This is a genomic window from Azoarcus sp. L1K30 (genome assembly GCF_018122735.1).
Taxonomy (GTDB): domain Bacteria; phylum Pseudomonadota; class Gammaproteobacteria; order Burkholderiales; family Rhodocyclaceae; genus Parazoarcus.
Window position 1 is genome coordinate 2004401 of record NZ_JAGRRD010000001.1, and the last position, 19035, is coordinate 2023435.

Sequence of the window (19035 nt, forward strand, 5' to 3'; positions counted from 1 at the left end):
CCCGCCCCCGAACTCACAACACGCGGAGAATCCTCTCATGACTGCAGGCATGGCAATCGCGCTGGCACTGGTCGTTTTCGTCGTCATCACCATCGCCAAAGGCGTGCGGCTGGTGCCGCAGGGCGAGGAATGGGTCGTCGAGCGCCTGGGCAAGTATTACGGCACGCTGCGCCCCGGACTCAACATCCTCATTCCGTATCTGGACAACGTCGCCTACAAGCTGATCACCAAGGATCTGATCCTCGACGTGCAGGAACAGGAAGTCATCACCCGCGACAACGCGGTCATCCTGACCAACGCCATCGCCTTCGTGAAGATCACCGATCCGGTCAAGGCCGTTTATGGCGTCACCGACTTCTCCGAAGCCATCCGCAACCTGATCATGACCACACTGCGTTCGATCGTGGGCGAAATGGAACTCGACGAAGCGCTGTCGTCCCGCGACAAGATCAAGGCCAGACTACGCGAGAGCATTGCAGACGAAGCGGTGGACTGGGGCCTGACGGTGAAGTCGGTGGAGATCCAGGACATCAAGCCGTCGGAATCGATGCAGCGGGCAATGGAGCTCCAGGCCGCTGCCGAACGTGAACGCAAGGCCGCAGTCACCAAGGCCGAAGGCGCGAAACAGGCGGCGATTCTCGAGGCCGAAGCGCGACTCGAGTCGGCCAAGCGCGACGCCAATGCCCAGGTCATGCTGGCGGAGGCCTCGGCCGAATCCATCCGTCGCGTCAGCAGCTCGATCGGCGACCAGACCGCGCCGATGCTCTACCTGTTGGGAGAAAAATACATCACCGCCATGGAGCAGCTGAGCCAGTCGAATAACGCCAAGCTCGTCGTGCTGCCCGCCGACCTCCAGGAGACGCTGCGCGGACTTGTGGGCAAGGTCGGCATGCGCAGCTGAACGTGACGGCATGGCCATGAAGATGCCACCCCGTCCTCGAAGGCAGGGGCAGCGATGCGAGTAGCGGGAACCTCTGCGGGCACGGCACGCTCTGCGTACATGTATTCCCAACGGAAAACTTCATGCTTCGGACCCTGAAAGACCTCTTCAACTCGTTCATGCCTGTCGACGCCGCCGGCGGCCATACCGAGGACACGCTGCAACTGGCCACCGCGGTATTGCTGGTCGAGGTCATGCGCAGCGATGCACAGATTGATGCGGAGGAACGCGCCGCCATCCTGGCGGCACTGGGCGCCCGTTTCAATCTGGACGAAAGTGCGCGCAAAAGCCTGCTCGAACTGGCCGAACATACCTCGTCCGAAGCGGTGGACTTCCATCGCTTTACGTCGCGAATCAATACCGGTCTCGACGCTGCGGAGAAGGTTCGCGTCATCGAACTGATGTGGCAGGTCGCCTTTGCCGATGGCCACCTCAGCAGCCACGAGAACCACCTGATGCGCAAGATCGCCGATCTGCTCCATATCTCCCACGCAGATTACGTGCTTGCCAAACAACAAGCCCGGGCGGCACTGGACAAGCGTTGACGGGTACTGCCTCAGACGTGGAAACGCTCGACCCGCTGCTCAAGCTCCTGCGCCAGCGCACCCAGTCCTGAGGAGATCTGCGCGGTGTTGTTCACCGCCGAACTGTTTTCTTCCGCCATTCGTGCGATCCGTTCGACATTGCGCGCAATCTCTGCGCTGGCGCTGCTTTGCTCGCGCAGGGCTCGCGAAATTTCGCTAACCGCACGCAGCACTTCGTCGGCACCGCTATTGATCTCGGCCATCGCCTGTCCCGCTCGTGCAGTGAGCTCAACACCATCGCGCACGCGGGCCACGCCGGCCTGCATCGACGACACCGCTTGCTCCGTGCCGTGACCAATGGAACCCGCCATGTCGGTGATTTCTTCGGTCGCGGATGCGGTGCGTTCGGCAAGTTTGCGCACTTCGTCGGCCACGACCGCGAATCCGCGTCCGCTCTCGCCGGCACGGGCGGCTTCAATCGCGGCATTGAGCGCGAGCAGGTTGGTCTGATCGGCAATCTGCTTGATGACGACCACCATCGAGCCGATCTGCCTCGCCTTCTCGCCCAGTTCGCTGATGGTTGCGGCCGACGAATGAACGGCGTCAGCAATGCGCTCCATCTCGCTCACCGTGCGCTGCATGACGTCCCCCCCTTCACCGGAGAGTGCGCCCGATTTCTCCGCGAGTGCCTGGGCGGTACCGGCGTGCCGGGCGATCTCGTCGATGCCTACCGTCATCTCTTCGACCGCTGCCGCCATTCCGGTGGCGGCCTCGCTCTGGGCCGACGCGCCCTCCGCCCCCCGGGACGCTGCGTTCGACATCTCGACCGACACACGCACGAGTCGCTCGCCGCCGCGCTGAATCTCGGCGATGAGCTCGCCGACATCCTTCACCATGGCGTTGAACGCGTCGGCCACATCGAGCAGTTCGTCGCGGGCGGTGAATGTGACCCGGGTGCGATAGTCCCCCTGTGCCAGCTGACGTGCGCCTGCTGTGAGCTCACGCACCGAACGAAGAATGGAGAAATAGATGCCGCCAAACAGGTACCCCGCCATCAGCAGCGCAACACCGGCAATCGCGGCCTCTGCATAGAGTCTTGACAGCAGGGTATCGAGCCGCTCATGGAGCAAACGCTCGGCCTCGGGGCGCAGGGATTCACGATAGTGCTTGAGCACGATTTCGATGGCGCCACTGCCCACGCCAAAGAACTCGGACGGCGCCATGCGAAAGCCTTGCTCAAGCACCTCCACCTGCACCGCAGTGCGAAAACGACCGATCCCAGCGTCGATTTCGCTCAGCGCTGCCCCCAGGGCCCCTTTCAGGCTCGTGTTATCCCGTATCGCCCGCGCCAGGCGGTCGCGAAACTGGGTCTCGGTCATCGACAGCTCTGCCAGCTGCGCGACGATGCTGCGCTCATCGACCGCTTGCAGGCTTCCCCGCGCAATGATTCCGGTCGCGCGTCCGCGCAGTCGACCGAGACGCTCTGTCAGATCCGGAACCGAACGTAGCATGGGCTCGATCAGGTTGTAGCTTGCACTCTCGGGATCGAGCGACAGATTGGCTGCGTCACCAATATCGCCGATCCAGGCCAGCACCGACTCGATGGCCAACGAGTGCGCGCGAAAGTTCTCCGCCGCAGGCATTTTCAATCCTTCACGCGTCAGGACCTGGAGTTGCTCACGAATCGTGCGCCAACGATCCTGCAACGCATGCCACTCCGGCGTACCTTCGAGCTCCGCATCGACCACAGTCAAAGCCTTGTCCAGCGCGCCGGCTTTTTCCGCCACTGCAGGGCGCAGGTCCTCGCTACCGCCCAGCAAACCGGCTGAGAGGCCACGATGCTGCTGACTCAGCACCAGCACGGCATAAGCCTTGTCAAGCACGACCAGGCCGGCGAGCTCACGCTCGGAAAGCGTGATGTCGTCCCGTAGTCCGACATACACCTGCCACAGGAGCACAACGGAACCCAGCGCACAGACCGTGGCGATGATGGCAAACTTCCATGGGTAGCGAAATCGGTCGAGCAGGCCCATGACAGGGCGAAACAGGATATCCATGCTTTTCACTCCCTTAACTGCGTCCGCGGGCCGCGTGCGGGACGAGGTCGCCAATGTGCGCCTAGGATAACTCTCACATGCGACACATCATCGCCCGAACAAGCCAGGAAATTTCTCGGTGTTCATGGCTTGGAGCCCGCGCACAGCGGCAATCGTGAAACGCCTTACGGTGTCGAGAACGGCAACCTGGTCCAACTCGTCGACGTCGAGCCGTCGCTGGAGCAATACCCGACCGGTAACGAAACCCGACACCTGGGCAAGAAACGACTCCGCAAGCAACATGGTGGAAGGCGCGTTGGCGCCCCCTTGCCCCAGCGCTTCGAGTACATCACAGACCAGTGCATGGACGGGCAACAAAATCTGATCGTAGATCAGATCAAAGGCTGCTGATGGAGACAATTGCTCGCGAACGAAAAAGGCGTATTGAAGCAATCCCTGCTCGCGACCCACTACGACATCAACGCACGAAACGATAAACTCGGCCAGCACGTGTGCTGCTTCTGCGCCCTCCGACACCAGCGCCACACGCGCACGGACAACGGCCTGACGAATCGAGCATCCTGTCGTGTCGCACAAGTGCTGTGCCACCGCCAGGTAAACGCCCCGTTTGCCACCAAAATGGTAAGGGATGGCCGCCTGGTTCACCTCGGCCTGCGCCGCAAGACGCCGAGTCGTTACCGCATCGTAGCCAATGCTGCCGAAGAGCTGCAGCCCTGCCGCCACCAGTCGAGCACGCGTTGCGTCGCCTGACACCTCGGGGATGGAACATACACTCGATTCCATGGCCCCCCCTGTCAGCCTTGCGTTACCGACTTGCGAAACCGGTGCTGCGCGATGGCGAAGAAGACACCGCCGATCAGACCGATGGCGACAAACTGGGGCCACACCTCCGACATGGAGGCCCCCCGATAGAGCACCCCTTGCGCGAGCTTGATGAAATGTGGCGTGGGTGCGACGGTCATCACCCGCTGCACCAGTACGGGCATGCTCTCTATCGGTGTCACACCACCAGAGAGTAACTGCAACGGAATGATCACCAGAATGATCAACAAGCCGAATTGTGGCATCGACCGCGCGAGCGTACCGAGAAAGATGCCGATCGATGCCGTGGAGAAAAGATACAGCGCGGCAGCCATCAGGAACAAAGAGATTGACCCCGCAATGGGCACTTCGAGAAGCCGATGTACCACGACGAGCAAACCGAAACTCGCAGCAAGCAGTACCACGAGCCCGTTGGCCCAGACCTTACCCATTATGATCTCGAAGGCACTCAGGGGCATGACCAGAAGGTGCTCGAGTGTGCCGTGTTCGCGTTCGCGGATGAAAGCCGCACCGACAAGAATGATGGAGAGCATGGTGATGTTGTTGATCACCTCCATCATGCCGCCAAACCACATCCCGTTCAGGTTGGGATTGAATCGCACCCGGGGCAGGAGTTCGACCGGCGCAGTCGCACTCACATTCGCGCCGCGTCCGACGAAATCCAGCACCTCTCCGGCGATGATGTTGCGAATGTAGCCCGAGCCGATGAAGGACTGCGACATGATGGTGGCGTCGATATTGAGCTGAATGACGGGACGCCTCCCCGCAAACAAGTCGCCCTGGAAACCTGCAGGAATGACGAGCGCGAACGAGTATTCTCCGCGATCGAGTCCGCTATCCATCTGCCGCCAATCGATCCGCTGCGGCGTCCGGAAATACGGCGGATAAAGCGCACTGACGATCTGCGCCGACAGTTGCGAACCATCCTCGTCGACAACCGCAACCGGCGCGTTGTGCAATTCACGCGACATGCCCGTCGCAGCCACGTAGAGACCGACTGAGAATGCCCACACGATGACGACAAGAAGGATGCGGTCGGCGGCGAGGCTGCGCAACTCCTTGACACCAAGCCGAACGATGTTGGCGATTCGACCACCGCCGATGCCACGCATGATTCAATCCTCCTGTTTGGCAAGCAACAGTACGCACAGTGCGGTCAATACGGGTACGAACAGGATGAGCGCACCGATCGGCCCTTGCAGGGAGGAAAGCCCCAGATCCTTGGTAAAGATACCGCGGCTGATCTGGAGAAAATAGGTCGCGGGCCAAACTTCGCCCAACACCCTTCCGAATCCGTCAAGCGAGGTGACAGGATCGGTGAGTCCGGCGAACTGGATGGTCGGCAGCATGGTCAGGATCGCCGTCGCAGCCAGCGCGGCAATCTGGCTGCGAGTGAAACTCGACACCAGCAGTCCTATTCCCGTCGTCGCAGTGACATAGATCAGCGCTGCCGCAGACAGCAGTAGCATGCTGCCCTTGAGCGGGACCTGGAATACCTGGGTCGCCAACATGAGCAATCCCACGTAACTCATCATGGACAGTCCGATATAGGGCAATTGCTTGCCCAGCAGGAATTCAAGCCGGGTAACCGGCGTGACGTACAGGTTGGTAATCGAGCCGAGCTCCTTTTCGCGCACGACCGACAAGGCGGTAAGGATGGCGGGAATGAACACCAGAAGCAGCGGGATGACGGCCGGCACCATGGCGTTGAGACTCTTGAAATCCTGGTTGTAGCGGTAGCGGGTCTCGATCAGTACCGGCAACTCGGTAGGCAGACGCCCGGTGCGGCTGGCGACCAGTTCGGCCATGGACTGCTGATGCAGCCCGATGACATAGCCGCGCGCCGTTTCGCCACGGAAGGGCATGGCGCCATCGATCCAGGCAGCCAGGGAAGGCGTTTCGCCTCGACGCAGCGCGCGGCCGAAACCCGAAGGTATTTCGAGCGCGAGTGCCAGTTCTCCACTGCGCATGCGGCGGTCGAGTTCATTCGTGTTGCTTATTGGCGCCCGCTCGATGAAATAGCGACTGCCGCCGAAATTCTCGATCACCATCCGGCTCTCGGGACTGTCGTCACGGTCGAGCACGGCGAAATTCAGATTTTCCACATCGAGCGTGATGCCAAAGCCGAGTATCAGCATCAGCATGACCGATCCCAGCAATGCGAACGTCAGGCGAATGGGATCCCGCCGCAGCTCCAACATCTCGCGATATGCATAGCCGAGCAGCCTCCGCGTACTGAACGCGGCGTGGCTGGGTTTGACTGGCACATCACGGGGAACAGGGCAGTCCGCCCCCGAACACGTGCTCTGCGCAGTGGGCGGCGACTGCATATTGTCTTCGCCGGGCAGGCCCGCATCGATGGCCTGCTCAAGAACGGCGATGAAGGCGGTTTCGAGCGAGTCGGTGCCGTAGCTTGCCTTGAGCGCGGCCGGTGTATCGCTTGCCAGCACTCGGCCGGCGTGCATCAGGCTGATGCGATCACAGCGCTCAGCTTCGTTCATGAAGTGGGTGGAGATGAAGATCGTCACCCCTTGCTCGCGCGACAACTCAATCAGCAGCGACCAGAAAACATCCCTGGCGACGGGATCCACACCGGACGTCGGCTCGTCGAGAATGAGCAATCGTGGTTCGTGCACGACCGCCACTGCCAACGACAGCCGCTGGCGAATACCTAGTGGCAAGCTGTCGGCTACGATATCTGCTTGTGTTTTGAGCCCGAATCGTTCCAGCAGCATCTCTACACGCGGGCCAATATGTTCAGCGGGCAGATGAAAGAGATGGGCATGCAGCTCGAGGTTCTGCCGTACCGTCAGTTCGCCATACAACGAAAAGGCCTGAGACATGTAGCCAACCTGCCGCCGACTCTCTGGCGAGCGCGCATCCGCGAGTTTGCCGAACAAGCGGGCCCACCCCTCGCTCGGAGGCAGCAGTCCGGTGAGCATCTTCATCGTGGTCGTCTTGCCACAGCCATTGGACCCGAGAAAGCCGAATATCTCGCCCTGCGCGATGCTGAAACTCACATGATCCACCGCTGTGAAATCGCCGAAGCGCTGAGTAAGTCCTTCAGCCTCGATGACCGGCTCCGCGTCACCCGCAGGGCGCGGTGGAATCAGGAGCGTGTGGTAACCACCGCGCCGTGCCTCGGGCAGCAAGGCGACGAAGACCTCCTCCAGCGAGTCCTCTCCGGTCATCTCCCGCAGCGCATCCGGCGTGCCGGCCCCCAGGACCTTTCCCGCATCCATCGCCACCAGCCAGTCGAAGCGGGCAGCCTCTTCCATGTAGGCAGTCGCCACCAGCACGCTCATGCCAGGGCGCCCGCTGCGAATGCGGTCGATCAGATCCCAGAATTGTCGGCGCGATAGCGGATCGACACCAGTCGTGGGCTCATCGAGAATTAACAGGTCCGGATCGTGAATCAAAGCGCAGCACAGGCCAAGCTTCTGCTTCATGCCACCCGAGAGCTTGGCCGCCGGCCGCTCGCTGAAGGACGTCAGTCCGGTCGCGGCAAGCAGATCGGCAATACGCTGCTCGCGTTCGCTCGCACGCTGCCCGAACAGGCGGCCAAAGAAATCCACGTTCTCGAATACCGACAGCGTTGGATACAGGTTTCGCCCCAGCCCTTGCGGCATATATGCGATGCGGGGCTGGACTCGGCCGCGAAAATGGCGGTTCGCCATGTCGCCGCCGAGGACCTCCACGCCGCCAGTCTGTATCTTGCGCGCACCGGCGATCAGGGCCAACAAGGATGACTTGCCGACACCATCGGGGCCAATGACCCCAGCCATGCAGTTGCGCGGAACATCCAGACTGACCCCGTCGATGGCAAACCTGTCGCGATAGCGCAGGACGACATTCCGCAAACGGGCAACCGGAGTCTGTATTGCCGACATGATTTCACCGCTCGGGCAATTGGTCTGGCCACGATCGGGAAGCGTCGAGACGCACCCATCCGACGGCAGGCATTCCGGGTTTGAGCAGATCCGGATGGGCCGAAAGCCACCCCGAGTCCACACGAAGCTTGACCCTGAACATGAGTTTCTCGCGCTCATCGCGTGTTTCGACTTCCCGCGGCGTGAATTGCGCACGCTCGGCCACGAAGATCACTTGGGCGGGCACGTATTGATCGGCAAGCGCGTCGACACGCAGTCTCGCCTCAGATCCAAGCGCGATCTGGCCGGCGGACCCGGCCGGCACGAAAATGGTCATGAACACGTCTGAGGGATCAAGCACCGTGAGGACGCGCGCGCCCCCTGCCAGTACCTCGCCCGGCTCGGCGAGGCGGTACAACACCCTCCCACTGACCGGCGCACGCAGACTGGCGTCATCCACATTGCTTTGAATTCGACGGACGTTGGCTTCCGCGGCCAGCACGGCTGAATCCGCAGCAGCCACCTTCGACTGAGCCGCCAGAAGTGATGCGTCAGCAATTCGCACATTGTTCAGGTCCTGATCGAGCCGCTGCGGCGACAGAAAGCTGCGCGCGACCAATTCCTGTGTGCGTACAAGCGTTGCGCTCGCAAGTTTGCCCTCACTCTGACAGCGGACCACCGTTGCCCGCGCCTCGGCTGCAACCTGTTGAGCTTGCCGCACGAGCGCCTCGGATTGAGTCAGCTGCGCTTGAAGATCGCGCACATCGATCTGGCCAAGCTCGTCGCCCCGGACGACAAGGTCGCCTTCTCTTGGACGGAGCGCTATCAGACGCCCCGGGATGCGCGTTGCCACGTCATAGGCCGTCGACTCCAGACGCCCGTTGCCTGATACGAGATATGTCGGTACCGGCGGCGAACCGGTCCGCAGCCAAAGCGACCAGCCGCCGGCAACGACGCCAAACAACAGCACGACCAGAACAGGCCAGCGAAATGAAGCAGAACTGGAGAACATGATGCATCTCCTCAGGAGATCTTGCGTCAACGAGCGGACAGCTGACAGGGGACAGCGCTTATCGCTACTTTCATTCATTTGAATGAATAACTCGACGACTCGCATTGACCTTCGTCATGGAAGGCTCAGATCGGCTCGCTTCCGCTTTCGGTAGAACGGCGCCGCTGCGCTAGAATGCCGGATCCCGCCTCGACAACAGGGGCGCATCCGAACATGAGTCTCCAACATGACCAATAGCGCTGAACTGAACGCCCCCTATGGCCCGCTGGTACGCCGGATCGAAAGCGAAGCGACCATCATTGGTGATCAGATTCTGAAGATCGACCATTTCCTCAACCATCGCATCGAGCCCGCCTTCATCATGGAACTGGGCCGTGAACTGGCACGCCGTCTCTCCGCCTACCAACCTTCGGTCATACTCACCGCAGAAGCCAGCGGCATTGCCCCAGGGCTCGTCGTCGCCCAAGCCCTGAACGTCCCCCTGGTGTATGCGAAGAAATACGCCCCGCAGGTGGAGTCTCCCTTCATCTCGCGCGTCATTCCGTCGCCGACAAAAGGGGGCGAAACCAAGCTGGTGCTGTCGCAGCGCTACATCCAGCCCGACGCCCGCGTCGTCATCGTCGACGACTTCCTCTCCAACGGCCGTACAGCCGTGGCCTTGGTGGAAATGGCGCGTGAAGCCGGCGCCATCGTGCTCGGGGCAGGTTTTGTGGTCGAAAAGCGTTTCAAGCTCGGACACCAATCCATCGCCGCACTGGATGTTCCGGTCGCCACGCTTGCCCAGGTCGAACGACTCGAGAACGGCAAGGCGGTGCTACATCAGCCGACCGCCTGAGGTATGCAGGTATGAGCGCGTCGGACCAGGGTGCATGCGGTCAATTTCGCGACGATGCTCCCTCCTCACCCCCCGGTCGCGCTAAACTGCGGTCATCTCAAGCAGGACGGAACAGCGATGCATGACTTTGATGCGCAGGCACAAGCCTTCTCCGAACAGATCGAAGCAGAGCTAGATGATGGCCGGCTGAACTTTCCCACCTCGCTCGACGTGTCGATGCGGGTTAAGCGCCTAGCCGATGACCCTGACTCTTCCCTTGACGACATTGCCATGGTCGTCAAGGCGGAACCCGTGCTCAGTGCCAAAGTCATCCGCATGGCCAACGCGGTGCTTCTCAACCCCTACGGCACGCGCATCGCGGACGTGAATACGGCAGTCAAGCGTATCGGCCTGGCATCCCTGCGTTGCCTTGCCTTCGCAGTGGCCGCGGAGCAGCTGGCGCAGGACCACCGCTCGAAGCACATGCGCCTGATTGCCAACGGCCTGTGGATGCATTCCGTCGACGTGGCCTCGTGGTCCTACGCGATTGCGCATCATCTGCGAACGGTCAATCCCGATACTGCGATGCTTGCCGGCATGATGGTCAACATCGGTCAGTTCTTCCTTCTTGCACGGGCATCGGCCTACCCCGCGCTGGAGGAAAACCTCGAGCGCTTCGCCGAATTCGTGTCGGTATGGAACGAACCGGTCGGGCGCGCCATTCTTGAGGTCTTCGAACTCCCGGAAGACGTTCTCGATGCGTTCGAGTATGAGAACCCCTATGGCGGTTCGTGGCCGCCGGCCAATCTGGGCGACCTCATCTTTGTCGCCTCACTTGCGGCGGAAACGCCCAACCCGTTCGATTCGGTTCTCGGTGTAAGCCGCCGTCCCGAACTCTTCGACTCATGCATTGCCGGGATCGAAAAAGACAAGCTGGACGAGCTCCTCAACGAAGCTCGCAGCGGCAAGATGGAAATGCTTGGCGCGGTCTGCGGTTGATCAAGCAAGGTCTGCCATCCGTGCGCGCAGGCTGACGGTGACACGGCCAATTGCCGCTTGGGCTTCGGGAAAGAATTTTCCCAGAGTGATGAAGCCATGCACTACCCCAGCCGCACGGTAGACATCGACAGCGCCACCTTCTCTCGCCAGGCGTTCGGCAAATGCTTCGCAGTCATCGATCAGAGGGTCGCATTCGGCGGTCACGATCAGCGTCGGCGGCAAACCTGCCAGCGATGCCGCACGCATCGGTGAAATCCGCCAATCCTCGGTATCTCCATGCGGCAGGTAACGGGTAAAGAACCAGTCAAGCGTTTCGGTGTCCAGGAAATATCCGTTGCCGAAGGCCTGTCTCGACGCCCGCTCGCTCACGATCTCCGTACTCGGATAGATCAGCGCGAGGAAGACCGGCTTCAGATTGTCTTCGTCGCGCAAGGCAAGCGCGGTCACCACCGAGAGATTGCCGCCGGCACTGTCTCCTCCGAGCGCAAACCGCAGCGGATCGACATTCAGTAAATCCGCATGCGCTGCAGCCCACTCGACCGCCAGGCGCGCGTCATCGACTGCAGCGGGGAATGGATGCTCGGGCGCCAGACGGTAGTCAACCGAAAGCACCGCGACACCGGCACCATTTGCCAGCTCGCGACAAAGCACATCATAGCTCTCCACGTCACCCACGCACCAACCGCCCCCGTGAAAAAACACCAAGAGTGGCAGCCGCTGCTCGGGCCGTGCCTGCACAGGCCGATAGTAGCGGGCCAGCAAGACGCTCCCATCACTGCGTCCGATCGGCACCTCGGTAACCGACGCCACTGCCGGCGCGTCGGGACGGAAGGCGAACTGCAGTTTCTGGAATGAATGCCGCGCCTGCGCCGGCGTCAGTTCATGGAATCGCGCCGCACCCACGCGGTACACCATGTCGATAAGGGCTTGCGCCTGGAGGGAAAGCGGCATTGGAAACGTCCGGATACCCCGCAGCGGACACGCGGGTCATTGCTTTGATTAAAGGGCGATATTACAGGCAGCCACCCGACACATCGGTTTCGATGTTTTCATGCGTGCAAGCACCGCTCGAGCGCACTCCGCTGCAATCCGCACGGGAACGTTGAAACAACATACCGTATCCGGCAGGTTCCGGCCCCGACGGATTGGGCAGTGCAAGCCGTCGCGCCAACAGCCCCTCTGGCCCGAGGGTTCAATCCAGGAAGGGGCTCGCCAGGAATAGCGCGGTAATGGTCTTGCTGTCGGTGATCCGTCCGTCATGCACCGCGGCGACCGCCTCTGCAAACGGAAACTGAAGCACTTCCAGGAACTCACCATCATCCAGCGCACGACCGACCTGAGTGAGTCCCCTGGCCAGAAACACCTCGATCCTCTCGTCCGAGTAGCCAATGCAGGGGTGCATCACCCCCAGATGTGTCCACTCGGCAGCCTCATAGCCGGTTTCCTCTCTGAGCTCGCGCTTCGCGCAATCCAGAATGACTTCGCCCGCATCGATCTTCCCCGCTGGCAGCTCGAGGAAGCTTCGCTTCAGCGGATAGCGAAACTGTCGTTCAAACACCAGTTGCCCGTCTGCGCTCGCGGCCACCACCACCACGGCACCGGGATGACGAACATATTCGCGCACCGCTTCCTTGCCGTCTGGCAGTCGAACCCGGTCGCGCGATACCTTGAGCAGGACACCATCGAACACACGCTCGGACTGGAGCGTGTGTTCGCTCAATGGGTCATCGACAGTATGCGGCCTGCTCATGTATCCAGTCTCGATAATGGCGAAATTCCGTGATCGTCCCGCAGCAAGCGATCACCAACAAAGCAGCGGACCGCTTAGAGCACAATTGCAGGCTGCCTGCTAAGCGCGTCTGAAACGATCCGCAACATTCAATCCGGAGCGGGTCGGTCAGAGCGAAGCCAGCAGTGCGTAGGCACAAATCGACATCAAGGCCTGCGGCGCGAGCCCAAGCGCTGCGATCGCGATGCCATTTGCGGAGAGCAGCACCCGCAACTCTGCAGGCGCGTGAATCGGCGCCGTGTCGACAGGTTCGTCGAAGTACATGACCTTGACCACGCGCAGGTAGTAGAACGCGCCGATCACTGACATGACCACGGCAACGGCAGCAATCCAGAAATAACCCGCGGCGACAACTGCCTGCAAGACCGAGAGTTTCGCAAAGAAGCCGATGAAGAACGGAACCCCGGCCATAGAGAACATGACGAACATCATCACTGCGGCGAACCACGGGCTGCGCTTGTTGAGCCCCTTGAAATCATCGATCCGCTCGGCCTCGAATCCTGCCCTGGACAGCAGGATGATCATGCCGAAGGAGGCGAGGCTCATGATGACGTAGGCAACTGCATAGAACATCGCAGAGCTGTATGCATTGAGCGCGAAGTGACGATCACCCTCGACCACACCCGACAACAGGCCGAGAAGCATGAACCCCATATGCGAAATACCGGAATAAGCGAGCATGCGCTTGATGTTCGGTTGCGAAATTGCCGCCAGGTTGCCGAGGATAATCGACGCCACCGCAACCAGCATCAGCATCGTCTGCCACTGTTCGGCGATGTCGAAGAGCCCCCAGATCAGCAGGCGCACCGCCATCGCAAAGGCGGCCAGTTTCGGCGCCGTAGCAAGGATCAGGGTTACCGCGGTCGATGCGCCCTGATACACATCGGGCACCCACATGTGGAAGGGCACGACACCGAGCTTGAAGCAGATGCCGGCAATGAGGAAGACCAGCCCGAACAACAGCACCGGCTTGTTCGCGGCCTGGTTGTACACCGACTGCGCCACCCCGGAAAACTCCAGCGTACCCGTCGCCCCGTAGACCATGGACATGCCGTACAGCAGCAGACCCGACGCCAGCGCGCCGAGCACGAAGTATTTCATCCCGGCCTCGGTCGAACGCGCCGAATCGCGATCGAACGCCACCAATGCGTAGAGCGCAAGTGACATCATCTCGAGACCGATATACATCGTCAGCATGTGGTTCGACGTCACCATCACCATCATGCCGAGCGTCATCAGGATCGCCAGCAGGTAGTACTCCGGCTTGTTGATGTTGCGATCCGCGAGATAGCTGCGTCCGTACAACAGCGCGATCGCCATCGAGAAGTAGATCATCACCTTCAGGAAGTCGCCCATCAGGTCGCTGATGAACATGTTGCTGAAGGTGTAGCTCACCTCCCCGTGCATCGTGCCGATCGTTATGAAGGCCGCTGCGATGAGCGTGAATTGGCAGAGGAAGTAGCCCAGAGAGCGGGCGATGCTGCGCGCGAAGGTCGTCGACAGCATGATCACGAGCGCCATCACGGCGACAAAAATCTCGGCCGCTGCGGGGTAGAAGTCGGGGACAACAAAGTTCATCTTCTGACCAGTCCGTTTAAGTGTCTCGCCCGCTCGCTCAGAGCTTGCTCACGGCAACATGCCGCAGGAGTTCATCCACCGAAGCATGCATCACCTCGGTAAAGGGGAAGGGATACAGACCCATCGCTAGCACACACAGCGCCAGTACGCCGAGGAAGGCGAATTCACGCCCGGTGACATCCTCGAGCTCGCCAACATGATCGTTCGCCACCGCGCCGAAAACCACCCGCTTGTACATCCACAGGCTATAGGCTGCACCAACGATCAGCGTCGTGGCTGCAAGGAAGGCGACCCAGAAATTGAACTGCACCGCACCCAGGATGACCATGAATTCACCGACGAATCCACTCGTAGCCGGCAGGCCCGAGTTGGCCATCGCAAAGAGCATGAAGAAGGCGGCGAACTTTGGCATCTTGTGCACCACGCCACCGTAGTCCGCGATCAGTCGGGAATGCATGCGGTCATACAGCACGCCGATACAGAGGAACATGGCCGCTGACACGAAACCGTGCGAAATCATTTGAACCAGCGCGCCTTCGACAGCGAGCGGGTTGAAGGTGAAGAAGCCCAGCGTCACGAAGCCCATGTGGGAGATCGACGAATACGCCACCAGCTTCTTCATGTCCGCCTGGGCCAGCGCAACGAAACCGATATACACCACTGCGATAAGTGACAGGGTGATCACGACCGGTGCCAGTTGCATCGACGCATCGGGCACAATCGGCAGCGAAAAGCGCAGGAAGCCGTACGCACCGAGTTTCAGCGCGATTGCAGCCAGAACGACCGAGCCGCCCGTCGGCGCTTCGACGTGAGCGTCCGGCAACCAGGTGTGGACCGGCCACATCGGCACTTTCACCCCGAATGCGATCAGGAAGGCAAAGAAGATCAGTGTCTGCGCTTCGATACCGAGTGGCAGATTGTGCCATTCGAGAATGCTGAAGCTGCCGCCCGACTCCATGAACAGGTAGAGCAGCGCAATCAGCATCAACAGCGAGCCGGCAAGCGTAAACAGGAAGAACTTGATCGCTGCATACACCCGGTTCGGACCGCCCCAGATGCCGATGACCAGATAGAGCGGAATCAGCGATGCTTCGAAGAACACATAGAACAACACACCGTCGAGCGCAGCGAAGATGCCGTTCATCAGACCCGACATGATCAGGAAGGCCGCCATGTACTGGGCAACCTTGGTCTCGATGACCTTCCATCCGGCCACGACCACGATGATGGTAATGAACGCATTCAGGATCACGAACAGCATCGAGATGCCGTCCACCCCGAGGTGATAGTTGATGTTGAACCGGGGCACCCAGGGCACCAGCTCCACATACTGCATCGCGCTCGTACCCAGATCGAATCCGGTATAGAGCGGAATGGTCACGACGAGGCCGACAACCGCCACCAGCAGTGCGAGCGCACGTGCCATCGGGGCGTTGCGATCGGAGCCTGTCGCGAGCACCAGCAGCCCGCCAATAATTGGCACCCAGACCGCCAGACTGAGGAGGGGAATGTCCGTCATCGTTGCTTTCCGTTCTGTGCGCTGCAAGCAGCGCGTTCGATCTTGTTGTTGTTGCGTCCCTGCGGGTTACGTGGCTGCTCAGGCACGGTTGAGCCAGAAAGTCAGCAGCACGAACACGCCAATGATCATGGTGAAGGCATACTGGTAAAGGTGCCCGGTCTGGAATAGCGCCGAGATGCGCGACACCCATCCCACCAACCTGGCCGATCCATTGATCATCAGTCCATCGATCAGGCCCTGGTCCCCGCCCTTCCACAAGATCTTGCCCAGCAGTCGCGCGCCGCCGGCAAAAACGATCTCGTTGAAACGGTCAAAGTAGTACTTGTTATCAAGCAGGGTGTAGAGGGGCTTGAACGTACGCTGGATCGCTGCCGGAATCTCCGGTTTGATCATGTAGAAGAACCAGGCCGTTGCCACGCCTCCCATTGCAAGCCAGAACGGGAGGCTCTGAATGCCGTGCAGGGCCATCGCAACCGGGCCGTGGAAGTTCTCCGCCAGTTCCTTCATGCCCTCGTGGTGCTCGCTGAAGAAGATCACACCCTTGAACCAGTCACCGAACAGCATTGGCTCGATGGTGAAGAAACCGATCAGCACCGACGGGATCGCCAGCAGGATCAACGGCAGCGTCACAACCAGTGGCGACTCGTGCGGCTTCTGTCCCGGTGCCAGACCGTGGTGATGGTCCGTCGCCGGCTCCTCATCATCGTGGTCCCCATGATGCTCGTGATGCCCGTGATCATGACCGAAGCGTTCCTTGCCGTGGAAGACGAGGAAGTACATGCGGAAGGAATAGAAGGCCGTAACGAACACGCCCAGCATCACGCAGAACAGCGCATAGCCCGAACCCGCCAGCGTAGAGGCATGGACCGCCTCGATGATCGAATCCTTCGAATAGAAGCCGGCAAAGAAGGGAAAGCCGATCAGTGCCAGTGATCCGAGCAGGGAGGTGAACCAGGTGATCGGCATGTACTTCCACAGGCCACCCATGTTGCGCATGTCCTGATCGTGGTGCATGCCGATGATCACCGAACCTGCGCCGAGGAACAGAAGCGCCTTGAAAAAGGCATGCGTCATCAGGTGGAAGACCGCAGCGGAGTAGGCCGACACACCCAGCGCAACCGTCATGTAACCCAGCTGCGACAGCGTTGAATAGGCGACCACGCGCTTGATGTCGTTCTGGATGATGCCGAGAAAGCCCATGAACAGCGCCGTCGTCGCACCGATGACGAGCACGAAGGACAAGGCGGTGTCCGACAGTTCGAAAAGGGGCGACATGCGCGCGACCATGAAGATCCCGGCGGTCACCATGGTTGCGGCGTGGATCAGGGCCGAAATCGGTGTCGGACCTTCCATCGAATCAGGCAACCACACATGCAGCGGCACCTGGGCCGACTTGCCCATGGCACCGATGAAAAGGCAGATACAGATCGCGGTCAGCAAGGGCCAGCCAGTCACGTCCATGTTCATTCCGGCCAGTTCATTGGCCTTGGCGAAGACTTCCGCGTAATTGAGACTGCCGGTATAGGCCGCGATGAGGCCAATCCCGAGCAGGAAGCCGAAGTCGCCGACGCGGTTGACCAGAAACGCCTTGAGGTTGGCATAGATCGCGGTCGGTCGCTCATACCAGAAACCGATCAGCAGGTAGGAGACAAGGCCCACGGCCTCCCAACCGAAGAACAGCTGCAGGAAGTTGTTCGACATCACCAGCATCAGCATGGAGAAGGTGAACAGCGAGATGTAGCTGAAGAAGCGCTGATAGCCGGGATCTTCCGACATGTAGCCAATGGTGTAGATATGCACCATCAACGAAACGAAGGTCACCACCAGCATCATCATCACCGTCAGCGCATCGATCTGGAAACCGACCTCGAAGGTGAGCCCCCCGGCCTGCATCCAGGTGTAGAGCGTGCCATTGAAGGTGTTTCCGGCCTGGACGTCCTGAAAGATCACCACCGACGCGGCAAACGCCACCGCCACGCCGAGGATGGTAACGATGTGCGAGCCCGCACGGCCGATCGTCTTGCCGAAAAGACCGGCCATGATCGCGCCAAACAGCGGCGCGAGCGGCACAAGGAGGTAGAGCTTCTGCATGTCCGTCATCGTGACGCTTCCTTAACCCTTGAGGCTGTCCAGATCATCCACATGGATCGTGCGCAGGTTGCGGAACAGCACAACCAGGATCGCCAGACCGATTGCCGATTCGGCAGCCGCCACCGTGAGGATGAAGAAAACAAAAACCTGACCCGCAATATCGCCCATGTAGTGCGAAAACGCGATGAAGTTCAGATTGACCGCGAGCAACATCAGCTCGATAGCCATGAGCAGGACAATGAGGTTCTTCCTGTTGAGGAAGATCCCGACCACACTGATCGCGAACAGGATCGCGCCCAGAATGAGGTAGTGGGAAAGCGAAAGCATCTATGACTCCCTGAGCGTGCCAGTCACGACCGGCACGGTTCTTCTATGCGCTTGTGTCAGTCTTCTTTCTCGGCCTGCATCTTCACCAGTTCGACGCGACCTTCGCGCTTCACCGACACTTGCAGGGAAGGATCAATGTACTTGGTGTTCTTGCGCTTGCGCAGCGTCAACGAGACTGCAGCAACCATTGCGACCAGCAGCACGAGCGACGCCAGCTCGAACGGATAGACGTAGTCGGTATAGAGCACCCGACCGAGTTCGCGGGTATTGCTGAAGCCGGCCATCGGCTCCGGTGGAACCGGCATCGCGTCAAGCCCAAAGTACCGACCGCCGAGCACCATCGCCATCTCTATCACCAGCAGGATGCCGATCAGCGCACCGACCGGAAGATAGCTCCAGAACCCCTGCCGCAGCCGTTCGAGATTGATGTCGAGCATCATCACCACGAACAGGAACAGCACCATCACCGCGCCGACATAGACCATCACCAAGGTGATGGCGAGAAACTCGGCATGGAGCAACAGCCAGATGCCACCTGCATTGAAGAACGCGAGCACGAGAAACAGTGCAGCATGCACCGGATTTCGCGCCGTGATGACTCTCAGTGCGGCAAACACGAGGATTGCCGACAGAAAGTAGAAGACGAAGGTCTTGAATTCCATAATTCCCGTTCACTGTGCCCGCAGACACACTC

General features: G+C 60.3%; 16 protein-coding genes. 4 read left to right on the forward strand and 12 right to left on the reverse strand.

The window, feature by feature from the left end:
* Positions 1-37: 37 nt before the first annotated feature.
* Positions 38-901, forward strand: coding sequence for an SPFH domain-containing protein (locus tag J5J83_RS09110; protein WP_212348208.1), 864 nt, complete (start codon positions 38-40; stop codon positions 899-901).
* A gap of 122 nt (positions 902-1023) precedes the next feature.
* Complete coding sequence (locus J5J83_RS09115) at positions 1024-1485, forward strand: TerB family tellurite resistance protein (RefSeq protein WP_212348210.1); 462 nt, start codon at positions 1024-1026, stop codon at positions 1483-1485.
* An 11-nt stretch (positions 1486-1496) separates the two neighbouring features.
* Here J5J83_RS09115 and J5J83_RS09120 read toward each other — a convergent pair whose 3' ends face one another.
* The 5 genes from J5J83_RS09120 to J5J83_RS09140 form a co-directional block, all read right to left on the reverse strand.
* Positions 1497-3521, reverse strand: a complete 2025-nt coding sequence (locus J5J83_RS09120) for a methyl-accepting chemotaxis protein (protein ID WP_212348213.1) — start codon at positions 3519-3521, stop codon at positions 1497-1499.
* An 87-nt stretch (positions 3522-3608) separates the two neighbouring features.
* On the reverse strand, positions 3609-4304 hold the full coding sequence (locus J5J83_RS09125; protein ID WP_212348216.1) for a CerR family C-terminal domain-containing protein: 696 nt from the start codon (positions 4302-4304) through the stop codon (positions 3609-3611).
* An 11-nt stretch (positions 4305-4315) separates the two neighbouring features.
* A complete protein-coding gene (locus J5J83_RS09130; protein ID WP_212348218.1) occupies positions 4316-5455 on the reverse strand; it encodes an ABC transporter permease in 1140 nt (379 codons plus the stop codon).
* Between the two features lie 3 nt (positions 5456-5458).
* Positions 5459-8233: a ribosome-associated ATPase/putative transporter RbbA gene (gene rbbA / locus J5J83_RS09135; RefSeq protein ID WP_212348221.1), complete on the reverse strand. Its 2775-nt coding sequence runs from the start codon at positions 8231-8233 to the stop codon at positions 5459-5461.
* A gap of 4 nt (positions 8234-8237) precedes the next feature.
* Complete coding sequence (locus J5J83_RS09140) at positions 8238-9302, reverse strand: HlyD family efflux transporter periplasmic adaptor subunit (protein WP_249115662.1); 1065 nt, start codon at positions 9300-9302, stop codon at positions 8238-8240.
* Positions 9303-9450: 148 nt separating this feature from the next.
* On the opposite strand from J5J83_RS09140, the gene xpt reads away from it, so the two are divergent.
* Together xpt and J5J83_RS09150 are read left to right on the forward strand one after the other, a co-directional pair.
* Positions 9451-10059, forward strand: a complete 609-nt coding sequence (gene xpt, locus J5J83_RS09145) for a xanthine phosphoribosyltransferase (protein ID WP_212348224.1) — start codon at positions 9451-9453, stop codon at positions 10057-10059.
* A 117-nt stretch (positions 10060-10176) separates the two neighbouring features.
* Positions 10177-11037, forward strand: coding sequence for an HDOD domain-containing protein (locus J5J83_RS09150; RefSeq protein WP_212348227.1), 861 nt, complete (start codon positions 10177-10179; stop codon positions 11035-11037).
* On the opposite strand, the gene J5J83_RS09155 is transcribed toward J5J83_RS09150, so the two are convergent.
* From J5J83_RS09155 to J5J83_RS09185, 7 genes are all read right to left on the reverse strand, one after another.
* Positions 11038-11988 (reverse strand): alpha/beta hydrolase, encoded by a 951-nt coding sequence (locus tag J5J83_RS09155; protein ID WP_212348230.1) that lies wholly within the window; start codon positions 11986-11988, stop codon positions 11038-11040.
* A 241-nt stretch (positions 11989-12229) separates the two neighbouring features.
* Positions 12230-12787, reverse strand: a complete 558-nt coding sequence (locus tag J5J83_RS09160) for an NUDIX hydrolase (protein ID WP_212348233.1) — start codon at positions 12785-12787, stop codon at positions 12230-12232.
* A 147-nt stretch (positions 12788-12934) separates the two neighbouring features.
* On the reverse strand, positions 12935-14404 hold the full coding sequence (nuoN, locus tag J5J83_RS09165) for an NADH-quinone oxidoreductase subunit NuoN (RefSeq protein WP_212348236.1): 1470 nt from the start codon (positions 14402-14404) through the stop codon (positions 12935-12937).
* A 37-nt stretch (positions 14405-14441) separates the two neighbouring features.
* Entirely contained in the window at positions 14442-15923 is a 1482-nt protein-coding gene (locus tag J5J83_RS09170; protein WP_212348239.1) for an NADH-quinone oxidoreductase subunit M, read from the reverse strand.
* Positions 15924-16001: 78 nt separating this feature from the next.
* Positions 16002-18023 (reverse strand): NADH-quinone oxidoreductase subunit L, encoded by a 2022-nt coding sequence (nuoL, locus tag J5J83_RS09175; protein ID WP_212348242.1) that lies wholly within the window; start codon positions 18021-18023, stop codon positions 16002-16004.
* A gap of 12 nt (positions 18024-18035) precedes the next feature.
* On the reverse strand, positions 18036-18341 hold the full coding sequence (gene nuoK, locus J5J83_RS09180; protein WP_108947532.1) for an NADH-quinone oxidoreductase subunit NuoK: 306 nt from the start codon (positions 18339-18341) through the stop codon (positions 18036-18038).
* Between the two features lie 56 nt (positions 18342-18397).
* Entirely contained in the window at positions 18398-19003 is a 606-nt protein-coding gene (locus tag J5J83_RS09185; RefSeq protein ID WP_212348244.1) for an NADH-quinone oxidoreductase subunit J, read from the reverse strand.
* Between the last annotated feature and the right edge of the window lie 32 nt (positions 19004-19035).

Bases quoted from the DNA above. Each gene is read 5' to 3' on its own strand.
- J5J83_RS09125 (WP_212348216.1), bottom strand. From the start codon at position 4,304: ATGGAATCGAGTGTATGTTCCATCCCCGAGGTGTCAGGCGACGCAACG.
- J5J83_RS09155 (WP_212348230.1), bottom strand. From the start codon at position 11,988: ATGCCGCTTTCCCTCCAGGCGCAAGCCCTTATCGACATGGTGTACCGC.
- J5J83_RS09185 (WP_212348244.1), bottom strand. From the start codon at position 19,003: ATGGAATTCAAGACCTTCGTCTTCTACTTTCTGTCGGCAATCCTCGTG.
- J5J83_RS09140 (WP_249115662.1), bottom strand. From the start codon at position 9,302: ATGAATGAAAGTAGCGATAAGCGCTGTCCCCTGTCAGCTGTCCGCTCG.
- xpt (WP_212348224.1), top strand. From the start codon at position 9,451: ATGACCAATAGCGCTGAACTGAACGCCCCCTATGGCCCGCTGGTACGC.
- J5J83_RS09170 (WP_212348239.1), bottom strand. From the start codon at position 15,923: ATGACGGACATTCCCCTCCTCAGTCTGGCGGTCTGGGTGCCAATTATT.
- rbbA (WP_212348221.1), bottom strand. From the start codon at position 8,233: ATGTCGGCAATACAGACTCCGGTTGCCCGTTTGCGGAATGTCGTCCTG.
- nuoN (WP_212348236.1), bottom strand. From the start codon at position 14,404: ATGAACTTTGTTGTCCCCGACTTCTACCCCGCAGCGGCCGAGATTTTT.
- nuoL (WP_212348242.1), bottom strand. From the start codon at position 18,023: ATGACGGACATGCAGAAGCTCTACCTCCTTGTGCCGCTCGCGCCGCTG.
- J5J83_RS09110 (WP_212348208.1), top strand. From the start codon at position 38: ATGACTGCAGGCATGGCAATCGCGCTGGCACTGGTCGTTTTCGTCGTC.
- J5J83_RS09150 (WP_212348227.1), top strand. From the start codon at position 10,177: ATGCATGACTTTGATGCGCAGGCACAAGCCTTCTCCGAACAGATCGAA.
- J5J83_RS09115 (WP_212348210.1), top strand. From the start codon at position 1,024: ATGCTTCGGACCCTGAAAGACCTCTTCAACTCGTTCATGCCTGTCGAC.
- J5J83_RS09130 (WP_212348218.1), bottom strand. From the start codon at position 5,455: ATGCGTGGCATCGGCGGTGGTCGAATCGCCAACATCGTTCGGCTTGGT.
- J5J83_RS09120 (WP_212348213.1), bottom strand. From the start codon at position 3,521: ATGGATATCCTGTTTCGCCCTGTCATGGGCCTGCTCGACCGATTTCGC.
- J5J83_RS09160 (WP_212348233.1), bottom strand. From the start codon at position 12,787: ATGAGCAGGCCGCATACTGTCGATGACCCATTGAGCGAACACACGCTC.
- nuoK (WP_108947532.1), bottom strand. From the start codon at position 18,341: ATGCTTTCGCTTTCCCACTACCTCATTCTGGGCGCGATCCTGTTCGCG.